This window comes from Pseudomonas sp. KSR10, from assembly GCF_022355455.1.
In the GTDB taxonomy this organism is placed as follows: Bacteria; Pseudomonadota; Gammaproteobacteria; order Pseudomonadales; family Pseudomonadaceae; genus Stutzerimonas; species Stutzerimonas stutzeri_E.
Window position 1 is genome coordinate 161520 of the sequence record NZ_JAKOEN010000025.1, and the last position, 24777, is coordinate 186296.

Consider the following 24777-nt stretch of genomic DNA (forward strand, 5'->3'; position numbering starts at 1 on the left):
CCCTCTGGGTTAGGCGTTATCCGGGTCGAAACGTTGGGTCAGCCGCGATCTGGATGGTCGTCCGAACAGTAGACCTGCTGAGTCTCGACGCCATAGAGGCAGGCGCCAACCTGCTCGAGGCTGATCCGTGCGCCCTTGTGGGCACCATAGAACAGATTGAACATCAGCTCATCATCGAGTCGATCCTGGGGGCCCAGGCCGTGAACCTGGCCCTCTTCAACGATCAACGAAGCCCGTCCGAGCAGATCCGTTTCCAGGCGACCGGACGCCTCGACAATCGCCGGGGAGTTGCGCGTGAGTGAATAAAACCGGCCCTTGTTGAAGACCAGGCTTTGGCTGACTTGCCGGGTCGTGCCGTCGCGCAGCAGAACGTAGCCGCTTGAACTGTAGCGGCCATCGAAACTGGACGATGTACTGCCATTGGTGCCCATTGCTACAAACGCCCACAGCAGTAACGCCGAAGGGGCCATCACGCGCAATAGGCGCCGGCCTACAGCGCCGGTTTCGTTCTGGCTGCTCATCGCAGGCATCCTTGTAGATGGTCGCTGGGGATCGTCTGAATCTGGCTCTTGTGAACCTTCAGCCAATTGACCCGGCCGTCGTCTTGCAGGCAACGGATCTCATAAAACCCGGGAGACATGTTGACGATCAGCCGGGCCGGTTCGGCCGTCATGCCGCTCATCGTATGGACCAGCAGGCGTGTTTCATTGACCAGCGAATCGAGCAAACGCTGGCTCTTTTCCACGTAAAGCACCTCGAAACCGTTCATATCCAAGGTCTGCGTAAAGGATGGCGCCGGCGTGCTGGCCAGGCGGAAACCCAAGGTCGCCAGTGCCAGCAGCATCAGCATGCCGGTGCTGGCGAGCGCCGCGGTCTGCCACGAGCGGTAGCCCTGGTTCTGTTTGGACGGGCTCGCAACCGCCGCGGCGCTGGGGGCCGGCAGTTCGACTAAGGCACTGGTCGCCCTTTCAGGCAGCGGCTCTGCAGGCAAAGATCCGGTTACAGCGGCGGGGCTGGCTGCCAAGGCTGTCTTTTCGACTATCACGTATTGCGGGTTGAACAGATAGCCGCGCCGCGGCAGCGTCTGAATGATCTGGTTGCGGCTATCGAACAGTGCCTGGCGCAGCGTATAGATTTGCTGATTGAGGCTGCCCTGGCCGACGACCCGACCTTCCCAGGCGTAATTCATCAGCTCTTCGCGGGAGACCACCTCACCGGGCGCCTGCAACAGGCGCTCCAGCACCCGGCTACCGGAAAAGCCGAGGTCGAGCGTGTTTTCGTTTTCCTCTTGGCTCAGTACGAGCTGATAGAGCGAGCGATCGAAACGAGCCGAGCAATCGGCCCGGCCGGTTTGCAACAGGGGGCAGACGAGGGCATCGGTGGCCGTAGGGGTCAGAGATGAAGTCATGAGCGCCTGGTTAGGAAAAGAAATTTAGCTGTGATGAGGTTGGCAAACAGGGCGGCGGCATATTGACGCCGTTTTTTTGATACTACAAGCCGGTCATTACAGGAAATCGCTGAACGGACGCTCCCAACCCTTAATGTCGAGAACGTTGAGAAACGGCATATATGCCGTGCATAGCGGAATAAGTGGGATTAATCAGACATATCTTGTGTTTTTGGCGTCACGTGATGGCGACCACCATTGGTCGGGTAGCCTTTTAACGAGAACGCCGGAAAGCAAAAAGCCCCGAACCAGTCGGGGCTTTTTCTGCGCCGGTCGTTGCGACCGGCGGTGCTGCGTGCCGCTTAGCCCAGCAGGCCCATGACCATGCCTGGCATCTGGCCAGCTTGCTTGAGCATGGAGATGCCCGACTGCATGAGCATGGAGTTCTTGCTCATGTTGGCGCTTTCGATGGCGAAGTCGGCGTCCATGATCCGGCCTTTGGCCATTTCAGTGTTGTCCTTCATATTCGCCAGGTTGTTGCTGGTGTGGTTCAGGCGGTTGATGTTGGCGCCGAACTGGGCGCGCATCGAACCTACGTCGTCCAGAGCGGTTTCCAGCGCGGTGATAGCGGCGCCGGCGTTGGCGGCGGAGTCCAGGGTCAGGGCCTGAACGTCAGTCGTCAGCGTGGTTTCCAGGGTGCCCATGTCGGCAGAGACGTCGAGCGCCAGGGTTTCTGCTGCGCTCGCACCGATCTGGAAGTTGACTGCAGCAGCCAGCTTACCGGTGAACAGCGCTTCGCCAGCGTACTTGGTGTTGTTGAAGATGTTGGTCAGTTCCTTGCCCAGCTCGTCGAACTCGGCCTGCAGCGAAGTACGGTCGTCAGCAGTGTTGGTATCGTTCGCGGCTTGGGTCGACAGGTCCTTCATGCGCTGCAGAATGTCGGTGGTTTCGCTGAATGCGCCTTCCGCGGTTTGCAGCATGGATACCGCATCGCCAACGTTACGCATGGCGACACCCATGCCGCGGCTCTGTGCGTTCAGGCGAGTGGCGATCTGCAGGCCGGCGGCGTCGTCCGCGGCGGAGTTGATGCGCAGGCCGGTGCCCAGACGCTGCTGGTTGGTGGCCAGGGCGTTGTTGGACTTGTTCAGCGCGGTGTTGGTGGTCAGAGCGGAGTAGTTGGTGTGAATGGACAGAGCCATGATGATCATCCTTCGTGCGATTGGGCTGTTAGGAGCTGGCTTGACTGCCTGCTGAAAAGGTAAGGCGACAGCCCCTGGCGAAGGATTAAATCCTGACGTCAAAAATTTTTAGTTGCGCTTCGAAGCCTGATACGGCGCGCCTCCAGCCGTTAAAACGTACTGCTCACCACCCCAGCTTCCAATACCTTAGCATCGATCACCTTGCCGCTGCGTGTGTTGCGCACGCGGATCACCTCGCCAGGCTGACCATCGCCCAGGGCTTCGCCGGACGTTGAGGCTTCGATCCCGTCGTTGCTGGCGACGATTTTTACCGGCTCCCCGCGTTTGACTGCCATGGCCTGCTCCAGCAACGCGGGGGTGATGGTCTGACCGGCGCGAACGCGACGTTTGGCGGCCAGGCCGACCACCTCGCTCAGGCGGTTATAGAACCCGCGCCGGGCCTTGGCGATGTTGATGCGCTCGAGCTTGAGGTCGCTATCACGGATGGTCTGGCCCCGGTCGATGATGGCTGCGGCGTGCACGGCAGGCAGGAATACATGGGCTTGGGCAGTGGCACTCAGCGACCAGCCGGGGGTGTCCGCGCAACGGATCTCCAGTTGCTGCCGCTCCATGGCCGAGGGCGCATCGCCCGTGGCGCGTACCCGCAAGCTGTTGCCGCAGGGGGGATGGTTGTGGGCGGAGCCTGGCAGGCTGGTTTCATAACGCAGCTGCATGCCCTGCCAGCCCTGGCGCTCAGCCTGCTGCTCGAGCATGGCGCGCAGGTGGTTCTCCACCGCCTGGCGTATCTGAGCGGTCGCGTCCGCGTGTGCCTGGAAGCTCGCGCTCATGACCAGCAGCGTGATGGCCCACCAGGCGGAAGGCTCTTTTCCGCTTCCCTTCCGCGAAGGCTCTCGATGCGGAAGCAAAGGTCCGGAAGGTTGAACTGATTCTTTAGTTTTATCGATATTAAACAATGACTTACCTGCGTCTATCGGTTCGGCATGGTTACTGCAAAAGATCTCGAAAGCTGCGGGCTGTCGTTCGGCCCGCTCGTGCTGAAAAGGTATGGGTGAATGAGTATACGGATTGATGAAGCGCTGGGCGTTCACGAGCGCGCCCTGGGGTTGCGCATGCAGCGCAGCGAAATTCTCGCGGCGAACCTGGCCAACGAGGACACGCCGGGCTTCCAGGCGCGGGACATCGATTTCAGCAAGGAAATGCAGCGGCTGGACAGCAGCATCTCGCCTCGCGCCAGCCTCGCCAGTACCGATCCGCGTCTGCTGTACCGCATTCCGGACCAGGCTTCGCAGGACGGCAACACCGTCGAGCTGTCCACCGAGCAGGCGCAGTTCTCGCGCAACTCCATGGATTTCCAGACCAGTCTGACCTTCATCACGATGAAATTTCGTGGCTTGAAGCAAGCCATCGAGGGACGTTGAAGCCATGTCATTCGATTCCATCTACCGCATCGCCGGCTCGGCCATGAACGCACAGACCGTGCGCCTCAACACCGTGGCGAGCAACCTGGCCAACACCGATTCGGCGGCCAACAACGCCGCCGACGTCTACCAGGCGCGCAAGCCGATGTTCGCGGCCGTCTACGAAAACAACTCGCTGACCCGTGGCGTCGGCCTCGGCGGCGCCCATGTGCAGGTGCTCGACGTGGTCACCTCCGGCGCCGAGCCCAAGCGTCGTTACGAGCCGGGCAATCCGCTGGCCGATGGCGATGGCTACGTCTATTACCCCGACATCAACGAGATCGAAGAGATGACCGACATGATGTCGGCCACGCGCAGCTTCGAGACCGGTGTCGAGGTACTCAATCGCGTGAAAAGCATGCAGCAGAGCCTGCTACGGCTGGGAGAGTCCTGATGGCGGTGACCAATAACCTCCAGGGCAGCGGCTTGTCCGGTAGCGCCAGCAACGATCTGCCGAAGCAGGCAGTGAACGTCAGCGACGCCACTCAGATGGAGAACAACTTCATCAGCTTGATGGTCGCGCAGATCAAGTACCAGGATCCGACCAAGCCGGTCGACAGCACCGAGTTCCTCAATCAGTTCTCGGCGATGTCGCAGGTCAAGAGCATGGAAAACCTGGCGACCCTGGCGCAGAACAACCTCGTGCTGACCGACAACCTGCAGACGCTCACGGCTGCCGGCCTGGTTGGTCAGCAGGTGAGCGTGGCCGTCGAGTCGGTGGAGCTGAGCGGTCAGGCCGTCAGCGGTGGCTTCGATCTGAGCCACGCCTCGACCCGCACCGCCGTTGTGTTGACCGATTCCAACGGCACTCAGACCCGTATCGAACTAGGCGCGCAGTCAGCCGGCAAGGTGCCCTTCGTAATCGACCCGGCCAAGCATGGCCTGCGCGACGGTGCCTACAGCGTCAGCATCGAATCGGAGAACGGTGAATTCCCGCAGGTGGAAGTCGCCGGTCAGGTCTCCAACGTGCGCGTTAGCGCCGAGGGGCCAGTGCTTCAGGTGCAGGGCGTCGGTTCGGTGCCCTTCTACAACATCCTCGAATTCGCCCAGGCCGATGCCGGGCTGCTCGGCGGCTGAGCTTCGGTGCTCGCCAGTCTTCACTTCCTTTTACATATCGAGATCAGCCCATGAGCTTCAACATCGCCCTGACCGGCCTGTCCGCCGTCAACGAACAACTCAATACCATCGGTAACAACATCGCCAACTCCGGCACCGTCGGCTTCAAGTCCTCGCGCACCGACTTCGGCAGTCTCTATGCCGAAAGCCAGGCCATGGGCGTCGAGGTGATCGGCACGACTCAGAGCATCAGCCAGGGCGGCGCGCTGACCACCACCAACCGTGACCTGGATCTGGCGATCTCCGGCGGCGGCTTCTTCGTCACACGCGCCAGCAACGGCGACGTTGCGTACACCCGCGCCGGCATGTTCGGTACCGACAAGAACAGCTACCTGACCAACAGCCTGGGCCAGCGCCTGCAGGGTTACCCGACCGATGCGACCGGCAATCTGCAGACCGGCGTGGTCAGCGACCTGCAGATGAAGACGGGTGGATTGCCGGCCAAGGCCACCGACGAGCTGAGCTTCGTCGCCAACCTCGATGCCAATCAGGACGTGCCCGCTGTGGCGTTCGATCCGCTGGTGGCCGACAGCTACAACTCCACCTATACGACCAAGGTGTTCGACTCTCAGGGCAAGGAACACACCCTGACCCAGTACTTCGCCAAGACCGCCGACAACAGCTGGAATGCCCACTATTACGTCGACGGCACCGCGCTGGCTGGCCCGCAGGCGCTGACCTTCGACACCAGCGGCTCGTTGGCGACTCCGATCGGAATCGTCGGCCTGACCGCGCCGCTGGGGGGTGGCGTCGCGCCACTGAACATCGCACTCGATTACACCGGCACCAGCCAGTACGGGTCGGAGTTCAACGTCACCAGCAACCGCGCCAGCGGCTACGCCGCGGGTGAGCAGACCGGCATGAGCGTGGAGAAGGACGGCAAGGTTTACGCCACCTACTCCAATGGTGAGCGTCTGCTGCAGGGCCAGGTCGTGCTGGCCACCTTCGTCAACCCCGAGGGTCTGAAGAACATCAGCGGCACCGCCTGGACCGAAACCGCCGCTTCCGGTGCGGCCATGCTCGGTGCGCCCGGTGTCGGCCAGTACGGCAACCTGGCCAGCGGCGCGCTGGAAAGCTCCAACGTCGACCTCACTCAGCAACTGGTGGGCCTGATGGAAGGCCAGCGTAACTACCAGGCAAACACCCAGGTCATTTCCACCAACAAGGAACTGACCCAGGTTCTGTTCAACGCGCTCTGAGGCTGATTCATGGATCGTTTGGGATACACGGCGATGACCGCTGCCAGCCGCACGATGATGTCGCTGCAGGTGCGCTCGAACAACCTCGCCAACGCCAACACCCCGGGCTTTCGCGCCGACCTCGAGCGCGCCCAGGCGGTGGCGGTCGAGGGCTACGGCTACGATAGCCGGCACATGGCGGTGGTCGAGAACAACGGCGTCAGCATGGCTGCCGGCCCGCTGATGGCCACCGGGCGTGAGCTGGATTTCGCCGTCAAGGGCACCGGCCTGATCGTCCTGCAGGACGGCGAAGGTGAGGCCTACACCCGCCAGGGCAGCATGCAGATCGACGCCGAAGGCCGTCTGACCCTCAACGGCCGCGCCGTGATGGGCGAGGGCGGACCGATCGAGCTGCCCGAGCATGACCGCGTCGAAATTGGCAACGACGGCACCGTCTCGATCATGGCGCCCGGCGACTGGATGATGGCCGAAGTGGACCGCATCCGCCTGGTCGACGTGGCAGCGGCAGATCTGATGAAGAACGAGGCCGGCTTGCTGGTGACTCGTAACGGCGAACCCGCTGCACCCAGCGAAGACGTGCGCCTGGCGAGCGGCTTTCTCGAGTCGAGCAACGTCTCGGCGATCGACGAGTTGGCCTCGACCATGAGCCTGAATCGCCTGTTCGAAACCCAGGTAAAGATGATGAAAGCCGCCGAGGACCTTTCCGACGCCGGTAACCGAATGATCCGCGGCAGCTGATCGGGAGATAACGCATGAATTCCGCACTTTGGGTCAGCAAGACCGGTCTGGCCGCCCAGGACACCGCCATGGCGACCGTCGCCAACAATCTGGCCAACGTCAACACCAACGGCTTCAAGAGCGACCGCGCGGTCTTCGAGGACCTGTTCTACAGCATCGAGAAGCAGCCCGGCGCACAGGCTGACGAGATCAATACCGTGCCTTCCGGGATCCAGCTGGGCAGCGGCGTGCGCGTCGCCGGCACGCAGAAGGTCTTCACCGAGGGCAGCATCCAGACCACCGGCCAGCCGATGGATCTGGCGATCGTCGGGCGTGGCTTCTTCCAGGTCGAATCGCCCAACGGCGACATCCTCTACACCGAGAACGGCCAGTTCCAGCTCAACGCCGAGGGTGTGATGGTCAATGCCCAGGGCTTGCCGCTGACGCCGGCCATTGAAGTGCCGCAGGGCAGCACCGGCTTTACCGTCGGCGCCGATGGCATCGTCACCGCGGTATTGGCCGGCGACACCCTGCCGTCCGAGCTCGGGCAGATCACCTTGGTCAACTTCACTAACCCGGGCGGCCTGGAAGCGCTGGGCGGCAACCTCTATCGCGAAACGGTCGCCAGCGGTGAAGCCGTCGAAGGCGTGCCGGGTGAAGAGGGCCTCGGCCAGCTCAAGCAGGGCGTACTGGAAGGCTCGAATGTGCAGGTGGTCGAGGCCATGGTGGCTATGATCGCCATTCAGCGCGCCTACGAGGCCAACGCCAAGGTGCTCGACGCTGCCAGCGGCATGCAGCAGTTCCTCAACCAGACCGTCTGAGATCGATGATGCGTACCCCCATCCTGCTCGTCGCCCTGACCCTGCTCGGCGGCTGCGCCAGCTTCAACGAAATGCTGCCGGACGAGCCGTCAACCGAGTACGAGCCGCTGGAGCTGGACTACAGCCTGCCGCCGACCACTGGCGGCGGCCTGTTCCGCTCCGGCTACAGCGGTTCGCTGATCAGCGACAAGCGCGCGGTACGGGTCGGCGACATCCTCACCGTGGTACTGGACGAATCCACTCAATCGAGCAAGAGCGCCGGTACCAGCTTCGGTAAGGAATCGAGCGTCGGTATCGGCATTCCCACCGTGCTCGGCAAGGCCTACCCGGACGTCGAATCATCGGCCTCCGGCGAGCGCGAGTTCAAAGGTTCGGCCAAGAGTTCGCAGCAGAACACCCTGCGTGGCTCGATCGCCGTCAGCGTTCATCGCGTGCTGCCCAACGGCACCTTGCAGATCAAAGGCGAAAAGGCCCTGCGGCTGAACCAGGGTGACGAGTACATCCGCCTCACCGGGCTGGTGCGTATCGACGACATCAACCGCTACAACCAGGTGTCCTCGCAAAGCGTGGCCAACGCCAAGATTTCCTATGCCGGGCGCGGTGTGCTCAACGACAGCAATTCGGCTGGCTGGCTGACGCGCTTCTTCGCGTCGCCGCTGTTCCCTCTTTAAGCGAGCTGCCCTGGAATGACTAGCCCGATGCGATCCGTGAAGCTGTTTTTTGTCGCCGTTGCGCTGTGCTGGCAACTGCCGGTGCATGCCGTGCCGCTGATGGACCTGGTGGATGTCGAAGGCATCCGCGGTAACCAGCTGATCGGCTACGGCCTGGTGGTCGGCCTCGACGGCACCGGGGACAAGAACCAGGTGAAGTTCACCAGCCAGTCGGTGACCAACATGATCAAGCAGTTCGGTGTGAACCTGCCGCCGAACGTTGATCCGAAGCTGAAGAACGTCGCCGCGGTGACCATTACCGCCACGGTGCCGCCTTCCTATTCGGCCGGGCAGAGCGTAGACGTCACCGTCTCCTCGCTGGGCGACGCCAAAAGCCTGCGCGGCGGCCAGCTGCTGATGACCCCCCTGCAGGGCGTCGACGGCGAGATCTATGCATTGGCTCAGGGCGCGGTCATCGTCGGCGGCGTCAACGCCGAAGGCGCGAGTGGCTCCAAGGTGGCAATCAACACGTCGAACAGCGGTCTGATCCCTAACGGCGCGACCATCGAGCGGATGATCCCGAGCGACTTCACCGAGCGCCCAGATGTGATGCTCAACGTGCGTCAGCCCAGTTTCCAGACCGTCACCCGGGTGGTCGATGCGGTGGACGCCTACTTCGGCAAGGGCACCGCCACCGCGCTCAATGCCACCAAGATATCCATCCGCGCGCCGGTTACCAGTACCCAGCGCATGAGCTTCATGGCCATGCTCGAGCGCCTGGAAGTGGAAGAAGGCCGCACCCGGCCGAAGGTGGTATTCAACAGTCGCACCGGCACCGTCGTGGTCGGCCAGGGCGTACGGGTGAAGGCCGCCGCGGTGGCCCATGGCAGCCTGACCGTGACCATCAGCGAGCGGCCGCAGGTCAGCCAGCCGAACGCCTTCGGCCGTGGCGAGACGGTCGTCACGCCGCAATCGGACGTGGCCATCGAGCAGGACCGCAAGGCCATGTTCAAGTGGCCCGAAGGCGCCAGCCTGGAAAGCATCATCAACACCATCAACAGTCTCGGCGCCACGCCCGACGACGTGATGAGCATTTTGCAGTCGCTGGAACGCGCCGGCGCACTGAACGCTGAATTGATCGTGATGTAAGACCGGGTTGGCGAGCCAGCGGTTGTAACCCAGCAGGCCCGACGCGCAGTAGATTTTGAACAGGTTCCAAGACGACCATGAGCATCGTTTCCCTACCCCAGCACCTCAATACGCTGCGCAATCGCGCCGACGGCCCGACCGCGGCGCGGCGGCAGCAGCTGGAAGTCGTCGCCGAGCAGTTCGAGGCGATGTTCCTGCAGCAGATCCTCAAACAGATGCGTAAGGCTGGCGACGTGCTCGGCGCGGGTAATCCCATGCGCAGCCGTGAGCTGGACACCATGCGCGACTTCTATGACGAAGTGCTGGCCGACACCCTGGCCAGCAAGCGCCAGACCGGCATCGCCGACATGCTGGTGCAGCAGCTCGGCGGCGAGGCCGGCACCGCGCAGGCACCGACTGCCTTGGCCGGTCAGGTTGGCAGCGGCTTGCAGAGCGGCGGCTTGCATGCGCTGCGTGGCACCTGGCAACGCGGCGTCGATGCGTTGGACAGCGCCTGGGAAAGCGGCAAGGCGGGCTTCAAATCGCTGGTCGACAGCGTCATCAAGCATGAGTCCAGCGGCAACATTGCGGCGGTCTCACCCAAGGGCGCGCGAGGCCTGATGCAGCTGATGCCCGGCACCGCACGGGACATGGCGGCCGAATTGGGTCTGCCGTTCAGCGAGGCGCGGCTGACCACCGATGCCGAGTACAACAAACGCCTGGGCAGCGCATACCTGAACAAGATGCTCGACCGCTACGATGGGCATCAGGCCTTGGCGCTGGCCGCCTATAACGCTGGCCCTGGCAAGGTCGACGAGTGGCTCAAGATCCACGGCGACCCGCGCAAGGGTGAAGTCGGCACCGGGGCCTGGGTACAAAAAATCCCCTACGCGGAAACCCGTAACTACACCCGCAATATCCTTAACGACCTGCGTGCTGAAGCATCGAAGCCGGTCGAGCCGCGGGCGCAGATCCAGCCGCTGAGCGATCCTCTGCCGCCGACACTTAATTCCGCTGCCGATGCGGTCGCTCTATCCACTCAGCACCATCGTGTTGTCGGCGGCGGCCATCTGTCCGTGGCGTTCGCGCAACCGATCCGGATCGAGCCGAAGGAAGTCGTGTCGTGAGTATTTTGGGTCAAATTGGCTACAGCGGCGTTCGCGCCTCGCAGATCGCTCTCTCGGCGACCGGGCAAAACATTGCCAACGTCAACACGCCGGGCTTCAGCCGCTTGAGGCCAGACCTGCATTCGCTCGGCGGCCAGGGCTCGGTCAGTGTCGGCGGCGGCGTTCAGGTCAGCAGCATCCGTCGCCTGTCCAACGATTTCCAGAACCAGCAGCTCTGGCGCGCCGGCACCGACAAGAACTACTTCAATACCAATCAGCAGTACCTGACCGCGCTCGAAGGCCTGATCGACAGTGAAGGCTCCAGTGTCAGCGTCGGCCTGGACAATTTCTTCGCCGCGCTCAGTGAAGCCAGCTCCACCCCCGAGTCCATCGCCCTGCGCCAGCAGATCATCGGCGAGTCCAAGCAACTGGCACAGCGCTTCAACGGCCTGAACAGCAACATCGGCATTCAGCTCAACGCACTGCAGGGCCAGCGTGTGGCGATGACCAGCGAGATCAACGGGTTGTCCGGCAATATCGCCGAGCTCAACGCGCAGATTCGCGAGATGGAGTCGTCCGGACGCGACACCTCGACCCTGCGCGACTACCGCGAGAATCTGGTCAAGGACCTCAGCCAGTACGCCGGCCTCCGCGTGCAGGAAGCGTCGGATGGCACCCTCAGCGTGTCGCTGGTCAATGGCCAACCACTGGTGGCCGGCACCACGGCCGGACAGATGAAGGTCAGCGATAACCTCGCGGGCGAACAGGAGATGGCCCTGGTCTTCGCCAATACCACCTTCCCGCTGAATCAGAAGGGCCTCGGCGGCTCGCTCGGCGCGCTGTACGACATGGAATACGGCGCTCTGCGCCCGGCCCAGCAGGATCTGCACGACATGGCGTCGGCGCTGGCGACGATGGTCAACGACACCCTCGGCGGTGGCTTCGACCTCAACGGCAACCCCGGCCAGCCACTGTTCGTCCACAACCCCGGCAGCACCAGCGGCATGCTTGAGGTCAACCCACTGGCGGCTGCCGAGCTGGCGTTCTCCTCGGTGCCGGGCGAAGTGGGAAACAACAAGAACCTGCTTGCGCTGCTCGATTTGAAATCGCGAGGCATCAACGTTGCGGGCAACACCGTACCGCTCAACGATGCCTATGCCGGCCTGGTTGGCCGTGTCGCCAGCGCCAGCCGGCAGAACCAGGCGGACCTCAGCGCTGCCAGCACCGTCGCCGATCAGGCGCAAGCCCAGCGCGACAGCGTCAGTGCGGTGAACCTGGATGAAGAGGCGGTCAACCTGATGGCCTACGAGCAGGCCTACCAGGCCAACATGAAGGTGATCAGCACCTCCAACGATCTGTTCAACGCCGTACTGGCGATGTTCTGAGCCGGCCCCCGCCGGCTCGACTGACGAGAAAGACACCATGCGTATCTCCAACGCCCAGATCACAGCCATGATGCACGGCTCGCTGAATACCAGCTCCGAGAAGCTCGGCAAGCTCATGCAGCAGATGGCCACCGGCGAGCGCATGCTGCTGCCCTCGGATGACCCGATCTCCGCCGTGCGCGTACTGCGCATCCAGCGCGAGGAAGCGACGCTAACGCAGTACCGCACCAACATTGCCAACGTCTCGGGCAACCTCTCCAAGCAGGAGGCCAACCTCAAGTCCGCCTCGGACACCATGCTCAACGTGCGCGACATGCTGTTGTGGGCGGCCAACGGCAGCAACACCAGCGATGACCTGGCGGCGATCGCCAATGAGCTGCAGAGCCTGGAGAAGACCATTCTCAGCTTCGCCAACGTGCGTGACGAAGAGGGCCGCTACCTGTTCTCCGGCACGCTCAGCGATCGCCCGGCGATCACCTTCGACGCGGCGACCGAGACCTACACCCTGACCGGCAACGACCAATACCGCCAGGCGGCAGTCGCCAATGGCGTGCTGGTCGATGAGAATGTCACCGCCGCGCAGGTGTTCGGCGCTGGCGTGGGCATGCTCAACGATCTCAATGCGCTGGTGAAAATGCTCGCCGACCCGGCGCTGGACGCAACCGATCCCGCGGTTCAGGCATCGGTTACCGCTACGTTGAACAGTCTCGACGCCACCCATGGCGACCTGCTCGGCGCGGTCACCGAGCTGGGCGGGCGGCAGAACACCCTGACCCTGCTGTCGAGCAGCAACGAGGACGTCTCGCTGGTAAACAAGAAGATCGAGGGCGAGCTTTCGCAGCTCGATTACGCGACGGCCAGCATCGACCTGAACAACTATCAGCTGTCGCTGCAGGCGACGCAGAAGACTTATTTGAAGATCAACGGGCTGTCGCTGTTCGGCATGCTCTGACCGAGGTAGCGTGAATGAAGATTGGCAAGCAGCTCCCGGCTGTTTCCGCAATCAACCCGCAGGAGCGCCGCGAGGCGTTGCTGCGCGATGCGCCCGCGCCGCTGCGCGCCGGTGTGCCGTCTGATGCGCCGCACACCGAGACGACTACCAGCAAGAGCACCAGCTTCAGCCTGCAGCTCAATCAACAACTGTCGTCGATGCAGTCGGCCGACAGCTATCTGGGCGACCTGCAGACGCGCCTGTCGCAACTCAAGCTCAACCTCAGTCGCCAGATCAGTTCGCCGCAGCCGAACGGTGAAGAAAGCATCCGCCAGGCGGTGCAGCAAGTCGGCGACTTGCTCAAGGAGCGCAGCCAGCGCTCCGGCAACTCCCTCGACGCCACGCTCAAGCTGCGGCTGACCGAGCCGGTGCGCAGCCGCTTCAGTCTGCAGGGGCTGGAATCGCTGGAGAAGATTCGCCAATCCGGCCGCGAAACATTGCTGTTCAGCGGCGGCCGTCAGTTGGCCGAACCGGTGGCGGTGGTGCTCGACGACGAGATGAGCGATGAGCAGATTCTGCGGCGCTTCAATGGCAGCCTGGGTCAGGCCGGCATCCGCGCCGAGCTGGATCAGCACGGCGATCTGAAGTTCTCCGCTCGTGAAGACGATTGGCACAAGCTCAAGGATCAACTGGCCGTGCAGGGCGAGGGCAAGCTATTTGACAAGGGCAAGTCCACGCGCGTGCAGAGCCAGGAAGAGCAGCTGCTGAGCTTTCCCGAAGAGCTGCAGTTGGGGTCCTTTCGCGAACTCCGTCGGCTGCTCGACTCGGTGGTCGCCGGGCTCGACAAGGTCACCGCACTACGCGAACAGCTGAGCCTCCGTCAGCAGGAAATTCGTGAGTTCCTGGCGCGCCAGGCGCATGCCGACGAAAAACAGTGGGCCTTGGACTTCTCTCGTTCGGTATTCAATCTGATGCAGCGCAGCCCCTCCAGCTACGCCGCCGTCACCCAGACGGTGGTGGCCCAAGCCACCATTGGCCGCTTCGCGGTGGTCAGCCTGCTCTCCTGATCGACCCCGCGCCGAACCCGCGTTGCTTAAAGCCTGCTGCGATCGATGAACTTCACATCCGAGGGGCGGCCCATCGGCAGCGTCTGCAGGGTATCGCCCAGCCTGCCGCTGTCGGGGTCGCGCTGCAGCACCACCAGGGCGTCGCTCTTCTGATTGGCAATGATCATGAATCGACCGCTCGGGTCGATGGCGAACTCGCGCGGCTCGCGGCCTTCGCTGGAACGCGCCTGAATCTCACGCAGGTTGGCGTTCTCCTCGATGGCATAGACCATGATGCGGTTCTTCTCGGCCCGGTCGCTCACGTACAGGAAGCGTCCGTCTGTTGAAGGATGGATGGCGCCCGGCGAATGCAGCTTGGGAGCATCACCAGCTGCCAGGTCGACCAATTGCCGCTGCACCAGGCCACCATCGACATGATCGAAGCGAGCCACCTGAGCGCTGAGTTCCAGCGTGGCGTAAGCCTGCAGGCCGTCCGGGCTGAACACCAGATGGCGCGGGCCGCTGCCCTCCGGCAGGGCGATGAATGCCGGATCAGCCGGCGACAGTGGCCGTTCTGCATTGGCCGGGTCGTAGCGGTAGACGAAGATCCTGTCGGCGCCCAAATCGCTGACGAACAGGGTCTTGCCGTCCGGCGACATCACCGCCGAATGCACATGCGCTGACTGTTGGCGCTCGGGGTGCACTTCGCTGGCCTGATGCGCGGCAATCTGGGTGACCGGCATGAGTGTCCCGTCCTTGGCCGTCGGCATCACGGCCAGGTTGCCGCCGGGGTTGGCGCTGGAGCCGTAATTAGAGACGAACAGGTAGCGCCCGTCGCGGCTGAGGCTCAGATGCGTCGGCTCGTCGCCGAGGGTCAGCTGCTGGGCCAGCGGCGATAGCTTGCCGCTGTTCGGCGCCATGATGAAGGCGCTCACCCGGCCCACCGGGTCGGGATGTCCCGGGCCGTTCTCGTTGGCCGCATAGAGCCGGTTGCGGTTCAGGTCCAGCGCCAGCCAGGACGGATTGTGACTGCGCACCACCTGCAGCGGTTGCGCTTCGATCTGGCCGCGCTCGGCGTCGAACTGCATGCGGTAGATGCCTTCGCTGTCACCTTCGCTGGTATAGCTACCGACGAGAAACTGGTACATGGGTGCTGCCGCTCCCGTGAGACTGAACGTCAGAAGCGCCGCGGCGATGCCGAGGCGTATGGGTGATGAACCCCGCGATGAACGGCGCATGGGTCGCTCCTGTATCGCTGAATGATTGAAGCCTGGAATCGCTTTGAGCGCGTCACACGAAAAAAATTTGCTACCGCTCGCCTGACGCTGTCGATTTCGTCGTTCCCCGTGCGACTAGGAGTTAAAGACAGGCGCAGGCGAGGGTATGGCGATGCGTTATTTATGCCTGGTTTATCTGGATGAAACCGCGCTGGCGGCAATGTCCGTCAATGCTCGGGCGGCGCTGGAGGCCGAGTGTCGGGACTACCGCGAAGGCCTGCTGCGCAGCGGCCGATTGATCGTTGGCGAAGCGCTGCAGTCGGCGCTCAGTACCACCACCCTGCGCGTACAAGGCGATCAGGTATCGCTGCACGATGGCCCGATCGCCGAAGGGCGCGAACAGCCCACAGCCATCTACCTGTTCGAGGCGACCGATCTCAACGACGCCATTCTGCTGGCTTCGCGCATTCCGCCCGTACGTCTGGGGTGCGCCGAAGTGCGGGCATTGCATTCGCGCTCGCCGCCATGACCCTTGTTCAATCGCAACCAAAGCGCTTTACCGTCATCACCCAGGTCCATCCCACCAAGAGGAAACGAAAATGAACACTGCAAGCGATATTCAGAACGGCGAAACCCGCATCCGTGAACTGATGGCCGAGTTCGAACAGCTGGTTGGCAGCAAGGATCTGGATCGGATCATGGCCCAGTATGCGTCCGACGTCGTGGCCTTCGATGCGGTCGGCGAACTGCAGTTCAAGGGCGCCGAAGCCTATCGCGCCCACTGGCAGCGCTGCTTCGACTTCTGCCAGGGCGAAGGCTTCTTCAAGATCGGCGACGTCGATGTCGTTGCCAACGGCGACCTCGCTTTCAGCTATTCGCTGAACCACTGTGGCGGCACCAACGAGAAAGGCGAGATGCAGACGGCCTGGATGCGTGGCACTCGCTGCTGGCGCCGGCAGGGCGGCGACTGGAAGGTCGTGCACGAGCATTTCTCGATGCCATTCGACATGGCCACTGGTCAGGCTTGCTTCGACGTCAAACCCTGAGTTGAACAGCGACTCATCTCGTGCAGCTGTTGCGTCGAGAAGCCCTCGTTCTTTCGCCGCCAGCTGCTAATGTTGTCGGTCTGCATGATGTGATGGAGAACAGCATGAAATACCTTTGCCTCGTCTACTACGACGAAAAGCGTGTGGATGCCATGACCGACGAGCAGTGGGCTGCGCTGGTCGACCAGTGCATGGCCAACAGTGAACGCCTGCACCAAAGTGGCCACTTCGTCGCTGGCGAGCCGCTGCAGTCGGTACGCACCGCCAAAACCGTGCGCGTACGCGAAGGCGCGGTCTCGGTGGTCGACGGCCCATTCGCCGAAACCCGCGAGCAGCTGGCCGGCTTCTATCTGCTAGAAGCGGCGGATTTCGACGAGGCGGTACAGCTGGCGGCGAAGATTCCACCGGCCACGCTGGGCAGTATCGAAGTGCGTCCGCTGCGCCAGCTGCCTGACCGTTGATGCACCCGGACGCGTTTGCGTGACGGCCATGTCGGACGGTGAAGCGGCAACCCAGCGGGCTGTCGAGGCTATCTACCGCAACGAGTCGCGACGTGTGCTGGCGACCCTGATCCGTCTGCTGGGCGACTTCGACCTGGCCGAGGAGGCGTTGCACGACGCCTTCTTCGCCGCTGTGCAGCAGTGGCCTCGTGACGGCATCCCGGCCAACCCGCGCGCTTGGCTGGTCTCGGCCGGGCGCTTCAAGGCCATCGACGGCCTGCGTCGGCGGGCACGCTTCAATGCCTCGCTGAACCTGTTGGCCGATCAGCTGGACGCCGCAGAGGAGCCGGACTGGGATCACGACATGCTGGAGGACGATCGCCTGCGGCTGGTCTTCACCTGCTGCCACCCGGCCTTGCCTGACGATGCACAGGTGGCGCTGACCCTGCGCGAGGTCTGCGACCTGAAGACCGAGGAAATCGCCCGCGCCTTTCTCGCCTCGCCCAGCACCATCGCCCAGCGCATCGTGCGCGCCAAGCAGAAGATTCGTGATGCCGCGATTCCTTATCGTGTGCCTTCGCGCGAGGAATTGCCGGCGCGCCTGGATAACGTGTTGAGGGTGATCTACCTGGTGTTCAACGAGGGCTATTCGGCTTCAAGTGGTGCCGAGCTGACCCGTGCCAGCCTGAGCGCCGAGGCGATCCGGCTGGGCCGATTGTTGCTCGAGCTGCTGCCGGACCCGGAGCTGATGGGCCTGCTCGCGCTGATGCTGCTGCACGACTCGCGCCGCGCCGCGCGCACCGATGAGGCGGGGGAACTGGTGCGCCTCGATGATCAGGATCGCAGCCTGTGGGACCGGGCGCAGATCGAAGAAGGCTCGGCGCTGGTGCAACGCGCTCTAGCCTCGCGGCGTTTCGGTCCCTATACCTTGCAAGCCGCGATCGTTGCCGTGCATGCCGAAGCGCCCAGCGCGGCGCAGACCGACTGGGTGCAGATCGTCGGGCTCTACGACGTGTTGTTGCGCGTCAGCCCTTCGCCGGTGATCGAATTGAACCGCGCGGTGGCGGTCGCCATGCGCGAAGGGCCCGAAACTGGCCTGAGGCTGATCGACGACCTGCTGGCCCGCGGGCAGCTTCAGGACTATCACCTGCTGCACTCGGCCCGCGCCGATTTTTGCCGCCGCCTCGGTCGCCTGGATGATGCGCGGAGCGCCTATCGGGACGCGTTGCAGTTGGCGCAACTGGAGCCGGAGCGGCGGTTTCTGCAGCAGCGCCTGGATGAGCTTGGATCCGGCAAGCCGCAGTAGGCTAACGCCCGCCGCCACCTAAAAGCATCGCCCCTGCGATGAATGTCCGGACCGCCGCCCTCCAAAAGCTTTGCTCCGGGTCGGGCCTCCCACGAACGCGGCCGGCGCACGGCCCCTGCTTGTGTGGGAGGCGCGCCCCGCGGCGAATGCAGGCCGAAGGCCTGCCCAGCCTTTGTAAGCATCGCCCCTGCGATGAATGTCCGGACCGCCGCCCTCCAAAAGCTTCGCCCCGGGTCGGGCCTCCCACGAAAGCGGCCGGCGCACGGCCCCTGCTTGTGTGGGAGGCGTGCCCCGCGGCGAATGCAGTCCTGTAGGGTGGGCCGGGTGGCGTTCCGCTTCAGCCCACCGCTTGCTTGCCGGAACTGCCTCATTCATGTTTCGTCCGTGCCTTGTCACCGAACTCTGGTGGGCTGAAGCCCACCCTACAAAAACCGGCATCGAGACTCGGAGCGCCGCCCGGCCATGATCAGCTGTCGGCGCTACCCGTCGGCAGGTAATCGCTACGACTGAGGCCGTGACGTTGCATCTTTTCGTTGAGGGTGCGGCGTGGCAGCTGCAGCTGATTCATCACCTCGGCGATGTTGCCTTTGTGTTGCTGCAGGGCGCTGTGTAGGCATTGCGCTTCGAAGGCTTCCATCTGTTCGGCCAACGATGTACCGGCGCCCGCGGCCGGGACGCTGGCGTTCGCGGACGAGGGTGGTGTCAGACCCAGCGCATGGCGCTCGGCGGCGTTGATCAGCTCGCGCACGTTGCCCGGCCAATCATGGCTGAGCAGTTGCGCCAGCTCGCCTGGACTGGCCGGCACCGGGTCGCGGCCATGACGCTGGGCTGCCTGACTGGCGAAATGGTCGAACAGTAGCGGGATGTCTTCGCGACGATCACGCAGCGGCGGGATGTGCAGCTCGGCGACATTCAGGCGATACAGCAGATCCTCGCGGAAGCGCCCGCCACGCACTTCTTCGAGCAGGTCCGGCTTGGCCGCGCTGATTACCCGCAGGTCGACCTCGATGCTGCGGTTGGAACCGAGCCGCTCCAGGGTCTTTTCCTGCAGCACCCGCAGCAGCTTGACCTGCTGGGCCAGCGGCATGCTTTCGATCTCATCGAGAAACAGGGTACCGCCGTGGGCATGCTCGATCCGGCCGATGCGCTTGCCCTGGGCGCCGGTGAAGGCGCCGCTCTCATGGCCGAACAGCTCGCTTTCGAAGATGGTTTCCGGGATGGCCGCGCAATTCAGCGCCACGAAGGGGTTGCGTGCTCGCGGGCTGAAGTCGTGCAGGCAACGCGCTACCTGCTCTTTGCCGCTGCCGGTGTCGCCGCGAATCAGCACGTTGACGTTGGTGCCGGCCAGTTCCAACACTTGGCGCCGGAGGTGCTCCATGCCCCGCGAAACGCCCAGCAGCATGGATTCGATACGGCCCTTGCGGGTGAACTGCTCGCGCAGCTGACGGTTCTCGCAGACCAGCCGGCGCTTATCCTGGGCGCGGCGCACGCTGTCGAGCAGACGTTCCGGGGTGAAGGGTTTTTCAATGAAATCGTAGGCGCCCTGGCGCAGCGCTTGGACCGCCATCGGTACGTCGCCATGGCCGGTGACCATGATCACCGGCAGCTCCGGATCCAGCGCCACCAACCGCTCCAGCAGGCCGAGGCCGTCCAGGTCGGGCATGCGCACGTCACTGATCAGTACGCCGGGGAAGTCACGGTTGATCGACGCCAGCGCTTGCTCGGCGCTGGCGCAGGTGCGCACGCTGAAGCCAGACAGTTCCAGCCATTGCTGCACGGCCTGACGGATCGCCGCTTCGTCGTCGATGAAGATGACCTGACCGCTCATGTCTCACTCCTCTTGCGAGTTGCCAGTCTACTCGGCGGCGGCCTGTTCGGCTGCCGGCAGGTGCAGGACGAAGACGGCGCCGAGCGCATCGTTGTGTGCTTCCAGGTTGCCGCCGAGATCGCGCACGATGCCGTAGGAAACCGCCAACCCCAGGCCCAGCCCCTGGCCGACAGGCTTGGTGGTGAAGAAGGGCTCGAAGACCTGGTCCAGATGCTCACTGGCGATGCCGCCGCCGCTGTCGGCGACGCTCAGCGTCCAGCCCTGCCGGTCGCGGTGACCCTCGATGCGCAGCTGGCGGACCTGGCTACCCTGCATGGCGTCGAGCGCATTGGTCAGCAGATTGATCAACACCTGTTCCAGACGAATGCCATCGCCACTGACCCAGGCATCGGCCGGCACCTGACGCAGGACCTCGACGCTATCGTTGCGGATGCGCGGGCCGAGCAGTTGCAGAGCCTGTTCCAGCACCTCGGCCAGGCTCAGCCGTTGACGCAGACCGGCGGGACTCTTACGCGCGAAGGTCTTCAGATGACTGGTCAGTGCGGCCATTCGCTCGAGCAGGCCCTCAACTTGGCCGATGCCTTCGCGCACTGCGTCGGTGCGGCCGTTGTCGAGCAGCAATCGCTGGCTGGCCAGCTGCATGCGCAGGGCGGTCAGCGGCTGGTTGATTTCGTGGGCGAGGGCGGCGGACATCTGCCCCAGCGCCGCCATGCGTGCGGCATGTACCAGTTCATCCTGGGCGGTGCGCAGCTCTCGCGTGCGCGCCTCCACCAGGTGCTCCAGCTCGCTGCGGCTGCGCTGCTCGACGCGTCGGGTCTTGCGTCGCTGGGCCAGGTAAAGCAGCAGGAATGCCAGAGTCATCCACACGCCGGCCGCGGCCAGGCGATAGCTGCGCACGTTGGCGGCGATCAGTTGCGGTTCCTGCAACAGGTGCAGCGTCCAGTTTTCTTCTGGCAACTGCAGGCGCTGCCAGAGGTAGTTGCGACGACCGTCCGGGCCGTCCACCTGGCGCCGTTCGCTGTCTGCGGCGATGCGTTGCAGGCTGTGGTTGGGTAAGGGTTGCAGGTTCTGCTCGGCATAGCGGCGCGCGGCGACCAGCTGCGCGCGTACCGTTTCGTCGAGCGGGCGCAGGTAGCGGAAACGCCAGGCGGGGCGGTTGGTAAGGATGACGATATCCAGCGAGTCGGCAATCAGCAGAATGCCCGACTGCCCGACCCACTCGCGCTGCATGTCCTCCAATTCGAGCTTGACCACCAGCACGCCGATCACCTCGCCGGCGCTGTTCTTCACCGAACTGGACAGGAAGTAGCCGGGGATGCCGGTGGTCACGCCGACAGCGAAATAACGCCCGGAGTCGTTTTTCAGCGCATCGAGAAAATAGGGGCGGAAGGCGTAGTTGTTGCCGACGAAGCTGGTCCAGTCGCGCCAGTTGCTGGCGGCGAGGGTTTCGCCGCGGCGATCGAGCAGATAAAGCACCGAGGAGCCTGCCGCCTCGTTCTGTTGCTCCAGGCGCTGGTTCAACAGCTCCCGCAGGGCCTGATCGCCAGGGTTGTTCAACAGCTCTTGGATATCGCTGTCCAGTGCAAGCAATGCCGGCACCGAGCGAAAGCGCTCGACCTGAGTGTGGATCGCCTGTGCGTACAACTCCAGCTGCCCACGTGCCTCCTGGCTGCGCTCGGCCCAGGCGCGACGCTCGGCAATCTGCCCGGCCCAATACATGCTGAGCAGCAAGCCGACGAGGATCAACAAGACGATCAGGGCAACGCGGTGACGGCTGGAGTGGACAGGCATGGCGGGCTCGCTGTGGGGATTTCGCATGGTAAGCCAAAGTGCCTGCAGGGTGGTTTGCCGAGTCAGCTAGCGGCTATCGATGGTCAGGCGCGGTCGCGGTGACGGGCGGGTTTCGGTATGCTTGCCGACCCTTTCGGCGCCTTCCAGCGCCAAGACTCGTATGAAATGGTTGATTCCATGACCTGGCTGCCTAGTCCGCCTTAGCGCAACGTCCCTCTGCCTGGCTGCGACCGCCTGTCATAGCGGGGTCGCGTTCTGCCGTGCGCCCACACCTCGTGTGCGTGGATCGCGCCCATACTCGAATTTGAAAACTGGTCTCGTTTCAGCCTTGCTTGCCATACCCGGTCTGGCGGCGATGCCTTTGCTCTGGAAATTCCGATGCTCCATTCGATCAAGCAAAACTGGTTCTGCAATATTCGTGGCGACGTGCTTTCCGGTCTCGTCGTCGCCCTGGCGCTGATCCCTGAAGCGATCGCCTTTTCGATCATCGCCGGCGTCGACCCGCGGGTCGGTCTCTATGCGTCATTCTGCATCGCGGTAGTGATCGCCTTCGCCGGCGGTCGCCCCGGCATGATCTCCGCTGCGACCGGTGCCATGGCGCTGCTGATGGTGACGCTGGTGCGCGAGCATGGCCTGCAATACCTGCTGGCCGCATCCCTGCTCTGCGGGGTACTGCAGATCGGCGCTGGCTACCTGCGGCTCGGCTCGCTGATGCGCTTCGTCTCGCGCTCGGTGGTCACCGGCTTCGTCAATGCCCTTGCGATCCTGATCTTCATGGCGCAGCTGCCGGAGCTGACGAACGTCACCTGGCACGTCTATGCCATGACCGCCGCCGGCCTCGGCATCATCTACCTGTTCCCCTATGTGCCGAAGGTGGGCAAGGTCATCCCCTCACCCCTGGTGTGCATCCTCACGTTGACCGCAGTGGCCATGTACCTGGGGTTGGACATCCGCGCTGTCGGCGACATGGGCGATCTGCCCGATACGCTGCCTGTTTTCCTCTGGCCGGAAGTCCCGCTGACCTTCGAAACCCTGCAAATCATCTTCCCGTACTCCGCCGCGCTGGCCGTGGTCGGTCTGCTGGAGTCGCTGATGACCGCCACCATCGTCGATGACCTGACCGATACCGGCAGCGACAAGAACCGCGAGTGCAAAGGGCAGGGGGTCGCCAACATCGTCTCCAGCCTGTTCGGCGGCATGGCCGGTTGCGCGATGATCGGTCAGTCGGTGATCAACGTGAAATCGGGCGGTCGCACTCGTCTGTCGACGCTGATCGCTGGCCTCGTGCTGCTGCTGATGGTGGTGTTTCTCAGTGACTGGGTCGGCCAGATCCCTATGGCCGCGCTGGTGGCGGTGATGATCATGGTGTCCATCGGCACCTTCAGCTGGGATTCGCTGCGCAACCTCAAGCGTTATCCGCTCTCGACCAACATCGTGATGGTGGTCACGGTGGCGGTCGTGGTCTTGACTCATAACCTGGCCTACGGCGTGCTGGCGGGTGTGCTGCTGGCGGCGATGTTCTTCGCCAACAAGGTCGGCCATTACCTCGACATCCGCTCGGAGCTGGATGGCGACGGCAGTGGTCGAACCTATCGGGTGATCGGGCAGGTGTTCTTCAGCTCCTCGGACAAGTTCACTGCCGCCTTCGATTTCAAAGAAGCGCTTTCACGGGTCACTATCGATCTCAGTCAGGCGCACTTCTGGGACATCACCGCCGTATCCGCACTGGACAAGGTGGTGCTCAAGTTCCGTCGTGAGGGCACCGAAGTCCAGGTGCTGGGTCTGAATGAGGCGAGCGCGACGATCGTCGACCGCTTCGGGGTGCACGATAAACCCAATGCTATCGACAGCCTCATGGGCGACTGACAGGGAGAACGACATGAACCAGGTTATGGCTTGCATTGACGGTTCACCGCAAGCGTCAGCCGTGTGCGATTGCGCGGCATGGGCCAGCCGGCAGCTGGATGCGCCACTGACCCTGCTGCACGTGCTCGACCAGCAGCAGTACCCGGCGACCGGCAACCTCAGCGGCATCATCGGCCTTGGCAGCCGTGAATACTTGCTCGAGGAACTGGCCGCGCTGGATGAGAAGCGCAGCAAGCTGGCGCTCGAAGAAGGACGAATGATGCTCGACGCTGCCCGGCAGCGTGTGATTACCGCGGGTGTCGAGCAACCGGACGTGCGCCAACGCCACGGCGATCTGGTCGAAACGTTGCACGATCTTGAACCGGATATCCGGCTGCTGGTGATCGGCAAGCAGGGCGAAGACAGCGGCAGCGATCTGCAACTGATCGGCAGCCAGCTCGAAAGCGTGATCCGCACTCTGCACCGACCCATTCTGGTCACTCCCGCCGATTTCAGTGTGCCCACGAGCGTCATGCTGGCCTTCGACGGCAGCGCCACCACCCGCAAGGGCGTCGAGATGCTCGCCTCGAGTCCGCTGTTCAAGGGGATTCCGATCCATTTGGTGATGGTCGGCGATGACACCACTGATAGCCGTGCGCTGCTCGAATCCGCCCGCGATTCGCTGGCTGCGGCGGGGTTTGAGGTGCACATCGCCATCCGCGCCGGGGAAGTCGAGCCGGTGCTGCATGCCTACCAGGCCGAGTATCAGGTCGGCCTGCTGGTGATGGGCGCCTATGGTCACTCGCGGATTCGCCAGTTCCTCGTCGGCAGCACCACCACGCGAATGATCCGCACGACTACCACGCCGCTGTTGCTACTGCGCTGATAGAGGCGACCCGCGGGCGGGCTGGTCAGTAGGGACCGCTTCGCCCCGGGGGCGGTCCCACAGCAGCCCCAAGCGCCCCATGAAGCTCCGTGGGAGGCGCGACCCCGCGCCGAATGAGCCCCGCCGCCCAGCTCAACGGTTTTAACCCGCAGTGGTTGTATGCAGTGGAGAAACCGCTTCGCCCCGAGGTCGGGGCTCCCACAGTGCCTCCAGGCACCACTCCAATCCCCGTGGGAGGCGCGACCCCGCGCCGAATGGGCCCCGCCGCCCATCTCA

The 24777-nt window shown here is 63.5% G+C and carries 25 protein-coding genes; 18 read left to right on the plus strand and 7 right to left on the minus strand.

Features of this window, described 5'->3' with window-relative positions; translation table 11 throughout:
- Positions 1–38: 38 nt before the first annotated feature.
- The 4 genes from MCB86_RS22805 to flgA form a co-directional block, all read right to left on the minus strand.
- Positions 39–521, minus strand: a complete 483-nt coding sequence (locus tag MCB86_RS22805) for a hypothetical protein (RefSeq protein WP_045160144.1) — start codon at positions 519–521, stop codon at positions 39–41.
- Positions 518–1408 (minus strand): winged helix-turn-helix domain-containing protein, encoded by an 891-nt coding sequence (locus MCB86_RS22810; RefSeq protein ID WP_239612239.1) that lies wholly within the window; start codon positions 1406–1408, stop codon positions 518–520. The genes MCB86_RS22805 and MCB86_RS22810 overlap by 4 nt, the downstream gene beginning before the upstream one ends.
- A gap of 341 nt (positions 1409–1749) precedes the next feature.
- Positions 1750–2586, minus strand: coding sequence for a lateral flagellin LafA (lafA, locus tag MCB86_RS22815; protein WP_045160146.1), 837 nt, complete (start codon positions 2584–2586; stop codon positions 1750–1752).
- Between the two features lie 149 nt (positions 2587–2735).
- Positions 2736–3413 carry a flagellar basal body P-ring formation chaperone FlgA gene (gene flgA / locus MCB86_RS22820; RefSeq protein ID WP_239612240.1) on the minus strand — a complete coding sequence of 226 codons (678 nt, stop codon included), beginning with the start codon at positions 3411–3413 and terminating at the stop codon, positions 2736–2738.
- A gap of 225 nt (positions 3414–3638) precedes the next feature.
- Between flgA and flgB the strand changes: the two genes are divergently transcribed.
- The 12 genes from flgB to MCB86_RS22880 all read left to right on the plus strand — a co-directional run bounded on the left by flgB (position 3639) and on the right by MCB86_RS22880 (position 14163).
- Positions 3639–4004, plus strand: coding sequence for a flagellar basal body rod protein FlgB (flgB, locus tag MCB86_RS22825; RefSeq protein WP_045160148.1), 366 nt, complete (start codon positions 3639–3641; stop codon positions 4002–4004).
- Positions 4005–4008: 4 nt separating this feature from the next.
- The gene (gene flgC / locus MCB86_RS22830; RefSeq protein ID WP_021209033.1) at positions 4009–4437 is read left to right on the plus strand and encodes a flagellar basal body rod protein FlgC; all 429 of its coding nucleotides are present in this window, start codon (positions 4009–4011) and stop codon (positions 4435–4437) included.
- A complete protein-coding gene (locus tag MCB86_RS22835; RefSeq protein WP_239612241.1) occupies positions 4437–5120 on the plus strand; it encodes a flagellar hook capping FlgD N-terminal domain-containing protein in 684 nt (227 codons plus the stop codon). The genes flgC and MCB86_RS22835 overlap by 1 nt, the downstream gene beginning before the upstream one ends.
- 50 nt (positions 5121–5170) lie before the next feature.
- On the plus strand, positions 5171–6358 hold the full coding sequence (gene flgE, locus MCB86_RS22840; RefSeq protein ID WP_239612242.1) for a flagellar hook protein FlgE: 1188 nt from the start codon (positions 5171–5173) through the stop codon (positions 6356–6358).
- 9 nt (positions 6359–6367) lie between these two features.
- Positions 6368–7096, plus strand: a complete 729-nt coding sequence (flgF, locus tag MCB86_RS22845) for a flagellar basal-body rod protein FlgF (protein ID WP_239612243.1) — start codon at positions 6368–6370, stop codon at positions 7094–7096.
- 14 nt (positions 7097–7110) lie between these two features.
- Complete coding sequence (flgG, locus tag MCB86_RS22850) at positions 7111–7896, plus strand: flagellar basal-body rod protein FlgG (protein ID WP_045160153.1); 786 nt, start codon at positions 7111–7113, stop codon at positions 7894–7896.
- A gap of 8 nt (positions 7897–7904) precedes the next feature.
- On the plus strand, positions 7905–8567 hold the full coding sequence (gene flgH / locus MCB86_RS22855; protein ID WP_230623560.1) for a flagellar basal body L-ring protein FlgH: 663 nt from the start codon (positions 7905–7907) through the stop codon (positions 8565–8567).
- Positions 8568–8594: 27 nt separating this feature from the next.
- Positions 8595–9695 carry a flagellar basal body P-ring protein FlgI gene (locus tag MCB86_RS22860; protein WP_239612244.1) on the plus strand — a complete coding sequence of 367 codons (1101 nt, stop codon included), beginning with the start codon at positions 8595–8597 and terminating at the stop codon, positions 9693–9695.
- A gap of 77 nt (positions 9696–9772) precedes the next feature.
- On the plus strand, positions 9773–10801 hold the full coding sequence (locus tag MCB86_RS22865; RefSeq protein WP_239612245.1) for a transglycosylase SLT domain-containing protein: 1029 nt from the start codon (positions 9773–9775) through the stop codon (positions 10799–10801).
- The gene (gene flgK, locus MCB86_RS22870) at positions 10798–12165 is read left to right on the plus strand and encodes a flagellar hook-associated protein FlgK (protein WP_045160157.1); all 1368 of its coding nucleotides are present in this window, start codon (positions 10798–10800) and stop codon (positions 12163–12165) included. Before MCB86_RS22865 ends, flgK begins: the two co-directional genes overlap by 4 nt.
- A 37-nt stretch (positions 12166–12202) precedes the next feature.
- Positions 12203–13117: a flagellar hook-associated protein FlgL gene (flgL, locus tag MCB86_RS22875; RefSeq protein WP_045160158.1), complete on the plus strand. Its 915-nt coding sequence runs from the start codon at positions 12203–12205 to the stop codon at positions 13115–13117.
- A 14-nt stretch (positions 13118–13131) separates the two neighbouring features.
- Positions 13132–14163 carry a hypothetical protein gene (locus MCB86_RS22880; protein ID WP_045160159.1) on the plus strand — a complete coding sequence of 344 codons (1032 nt, stop codon included), beginning with the start codon at positions 13132–13134 and terminating at the stop codon, positions 14161–14163.
- 26 nt (positions 14164–14189) lie between these two features.
- Here the strand turns inward: MCB86_RS22880 and MCB86_RS22885 are convergent, their stop codons facing one another.
- The gene (locus tag MCB86_RS22885; RefSeq protein WP_196298624.1) at positions 14190–15380 is read right to left on the minus strand and encodes a lactonase family protein; all 1191 of its coding nucleotides are present in this window, start codon (positions 15378–15380) and stop codon (positions 14190–14192) included.
- A gap of 145 nt (positions 15381–15525) precedes the next feature.
- Here MCB86_RS22885 and MCB86_RS22890 point away from each other — a divergent pair, with 145 nt between their 5' ends.
- The 4 genes from MCB86_RS22890 (at position 15526) to MCB86_RS22905 (ending at position 18151) form a co-directional block, all read left to right on the plus strand.
- The gene (locus tag MCB86_RS22890) at positions 15526–15888 is read left to right on the plus strand and encodes a YciI family protein (protein WP_230623561.1); all 363 of its coding nucleotides are present in this window, start codon (positions 15526–15528) and stop codon (positions 15886–15888) included.
- Positions 15889–15958: 70 nt separating this feature from the next.
- Complete coding sequence (locus MCB86_RS22895) at positions 15959–16405, plus strand: nuclear transport factor 2 family protein (RefSeq protein WP_045160160.1); 447 nt, start codon at positions 15959–15961, stop codon at positions 16403–16405.
- Between the two features lie 104 nt (positions 16406–16509).
- A complete protein-coding gene (locus MCB86_RS22900) occupies positions 16510–16866 on the plus strand; it encodes a YciI family protein (RefSeq protein WP_045160161.1) in 357 nt (118 codons plus the stop codon).
- Between the two features lie 28 nt (positions 16867–16894).
- Positions 16895–18151, plus strand: coding sequence for an RNA polymerase sigma factor (locus tag MCB86_RS22905; protein WP_239612246.1), 1257 nt, complete (start codon positions 16895–16897; stop codon positions 18149–18151).
- A 466-nt stretch (positions 18152–18617) separates the two neighbouring features.
- Here MCB86_RS22905 and MCB86_RS22910 read toward each other — a convergent pair whose 3' ends face one another.
- Positions 18618–19979 (minus strand): sigma-54 dependent transcriptional regulator, encoded by a 1362-nt coding sequence (locus MCB86_RS22910; RefSeq protein WP_045160163.1) that lies wholly within the window; start codon positions 19977–19979, stop codon positions 18618–18620.
- A gap of 27 nt (positions 19980–20006) precedes the next feature.
- Entirely contained in the window at positions 20007–21770 is a 1764-nt protein-coding gene (locus MCB86_RS22915) for an ATP-binding protein (RefSeq protein ID WP_239612247.1), read from the minus strand.
- A 378-nt stretch (positions 21771–22148) separates the two neighbouring features.
- On the opposite strand from MCB86_RS22915, the gene MCB86_RS22920 reads away from it, so the two are divergent.
- Together MCB86_RS22920 and MCB86_RS22925 are read left to right on the plus strand one after the other, a co-directional pair.
- Positions 22149–23636, plus strand: coding sequence for a SulP family inorganic anion transporter (locus MCB86_RS22920; protein ID WP_239612248.1), 1488 nt, complete (start codon positions 22149–22151; stop codon positions 23634–23636).
- Positions 23637–23649: 13 nt separating this feature from the next.
- Complete coding sequence (locus MCB86_RS22925) at positions 23650–24501, plus strand: universal stress protein (RefSeq protein WP_239612249.1); 852 nt, start codon at positions 23650–23652, stop codon at positions 24499–24501.
- Positions 24502–24777: the final 276 nt, after the last annotated feature.

What these genes read in the sequence shown, in the direction of transcription:
- flgE (WP_239612242.1), top strand. Translation starts at nt 5,171, where the DNA reads ATGAGCTTCAACATCGCCCTGACCGGCCTGTCCGCCGTCAACGAACAA.
- flgC (WP_021209033.1), top strand. Translation starts at nt 4,009, where the DNA reads ATGTCATTCGATTCCATCTACCGCATCGCCGGCTCGGCCATGAACGCA.
- flgL (WP_045160158.1), top strand. Translation starts at nt 12,203, where the DNA reads ATGCGTATCTCCAACGCCCAGATCACAGCCATGATGCACGGCTCGCTG.
- MCB86_RS22835 (WP_239612241.1), top strand. Translation starts at nt 4,437, where the DNA reads ATGGCGGTGACCAATAACCTCCAGGGCAGCGGCTTGTCCGGTAGCGCC.
- lafA (WP_045160146.1), bottom strand. Translation starts at nt 2,586, where the DNA reads ATGGCTCTGTCCATTCACACCAACTACTCCGCTCTGACCACCAACACC.
- MCB86_RS22890 (WP_230623561.1), top strand. Translation starts at nt 15,526, where the DNA reads ATGGCGATGCGTTATTTATGCCTGGTTTATCTGGATGAAACCGCGCTG.
- flgH (WP_230623560.1), top strand. Translation starts at nt 7,905, where the DNA reads ATGCGTACCCCCATCCTGCTCGTCGCCCTGACCCTGCTCGGCGGCTGC.
- MCB86_RS22920 (WP_239612248.1), top strand. Translation starts at nt 22,149, where the DNA reads ATGCTCCATTCGATCAAGCAAAACTGGTTCTGCAATATTCGTGGCGAC.
- MCB86_RS22910 (WP_045160163.1), bottom strand. Translation starts at nt 19,979, where the DNA reads ATGAGCGGTCAGGTCATCTTCATCGACGACGAAGCGGCGATCCGTCAG.
- MCB86_RS22895 (WP_045160160.1), top strand. Translation starts at nt 15,959, where the DNA reads ATGAACACTGCAAGCGATATTCAGAACGGCGAAACCCGCATCCGTGAA.
- MCB86_RS22905 (WP_239612246.1), top strand. Translation starts at nt 16,895, where the DNA reads ATGTCGGACGGTGAAGCGGCAACCCAGCGGGCTGTCGAGGCTATCTAC.
- flgG (WP_045160153.1), top strand. Translation starts at nt 7,111, where the DNA reads ATGAATTCCGCACTTTGGGTCAGCAAGACCGGTCTGGCCGCCCAGGAC.
- flgA (WP_239612240.1), bottom strand. Translation starts at nt 3,413, where the DNA reads ATGAGCGCGAGCTTCCAGGCACACGCGGACGCGACCGCTCAGATACGC.
- MCB86_RS22860 (WP_239612244.1), top strand. Translation starts at nt 8,595, where the DNA reads ATGCGATCCGTGAAGCTGTTTTTTGTCGCCGTTGCGCTGTGCTGGCAA.
- MCB86_RS22810 (WP_239612239.1), bottom strand. Translation starts at nt 1,408, where the DNA reads ATGACTTCATCTCTGACCCCTACGGCCACCGATGCCCTCGTCTGCCCC.
- MCB86_RS22885 (WP_196298624.1), bottom strand. Translation starts at nt 15,380, where the DNA reads ATGCGCCGTTCATCGCGGGGTTCATCACCCATACGCCTCGGCATCGCC.
- MCB86_RS22925 (WP_239612249.1), top strand. Translation starts at nt 23,650, where the DNA reads ATGAACCAGGTTATGGCTTGCATTGACGGTTCACCGCAAGCGTCAGCC.
- MCB86_RS22915 (WP_239612247.1), bottom strand. Translation starts at nt 21,770, where the DNA reads ATGCCTGTCCACTCCAGCCGTCACCGCGTTGCCCTGATCGTCTTGTTG.
- MCB86_RS22900 (WP_045160161.1), top strand. Translation starts at nt 16,510, where the DNA reads ATGAAATACCTTTGCCTCGTCTACTACGACGAAAAGCGTGTGGATGCC.
- flgF (WP_239612243.1), top strand. Translation starts at nt 6,368, where the DNA reads ATGGATCGTTTGGGATACACGGCGATGACCGCTGCCAGCCGCACGATG.
- flgB (WP_045160148.1), top strand. Translation starts at nt 3,639, where the DNA reads ATGAGTATACGGATTGATGAAGCGCTGGGCGTTCACGAGCGCGCCCTG.
- MCB86_RS22805 (WP_045160144.1), bottom strand. Translation starts at nt 521, where the DNA reads ATGAGCAGCCAGAACGAAACCGGCGCTGTAGGCCGGCGCCTATTGCGC.
- MCB86_RS22880 (WP_045160159.1), top strand. Translation starts at nt 13,132, where the DNA reads ATGAAGATTGGCAAGCAGCTCCCGGCTGTTTCCGCAATCAACCCGCAG.
- MCB86_RS22865 (WP_239612245.1), top strand. Translation starts at nt 9,773, where the DNA reads ATGAGCATCGTTTCCCTACCCCAGCACCTCAATACGCTGCGCAATCGC.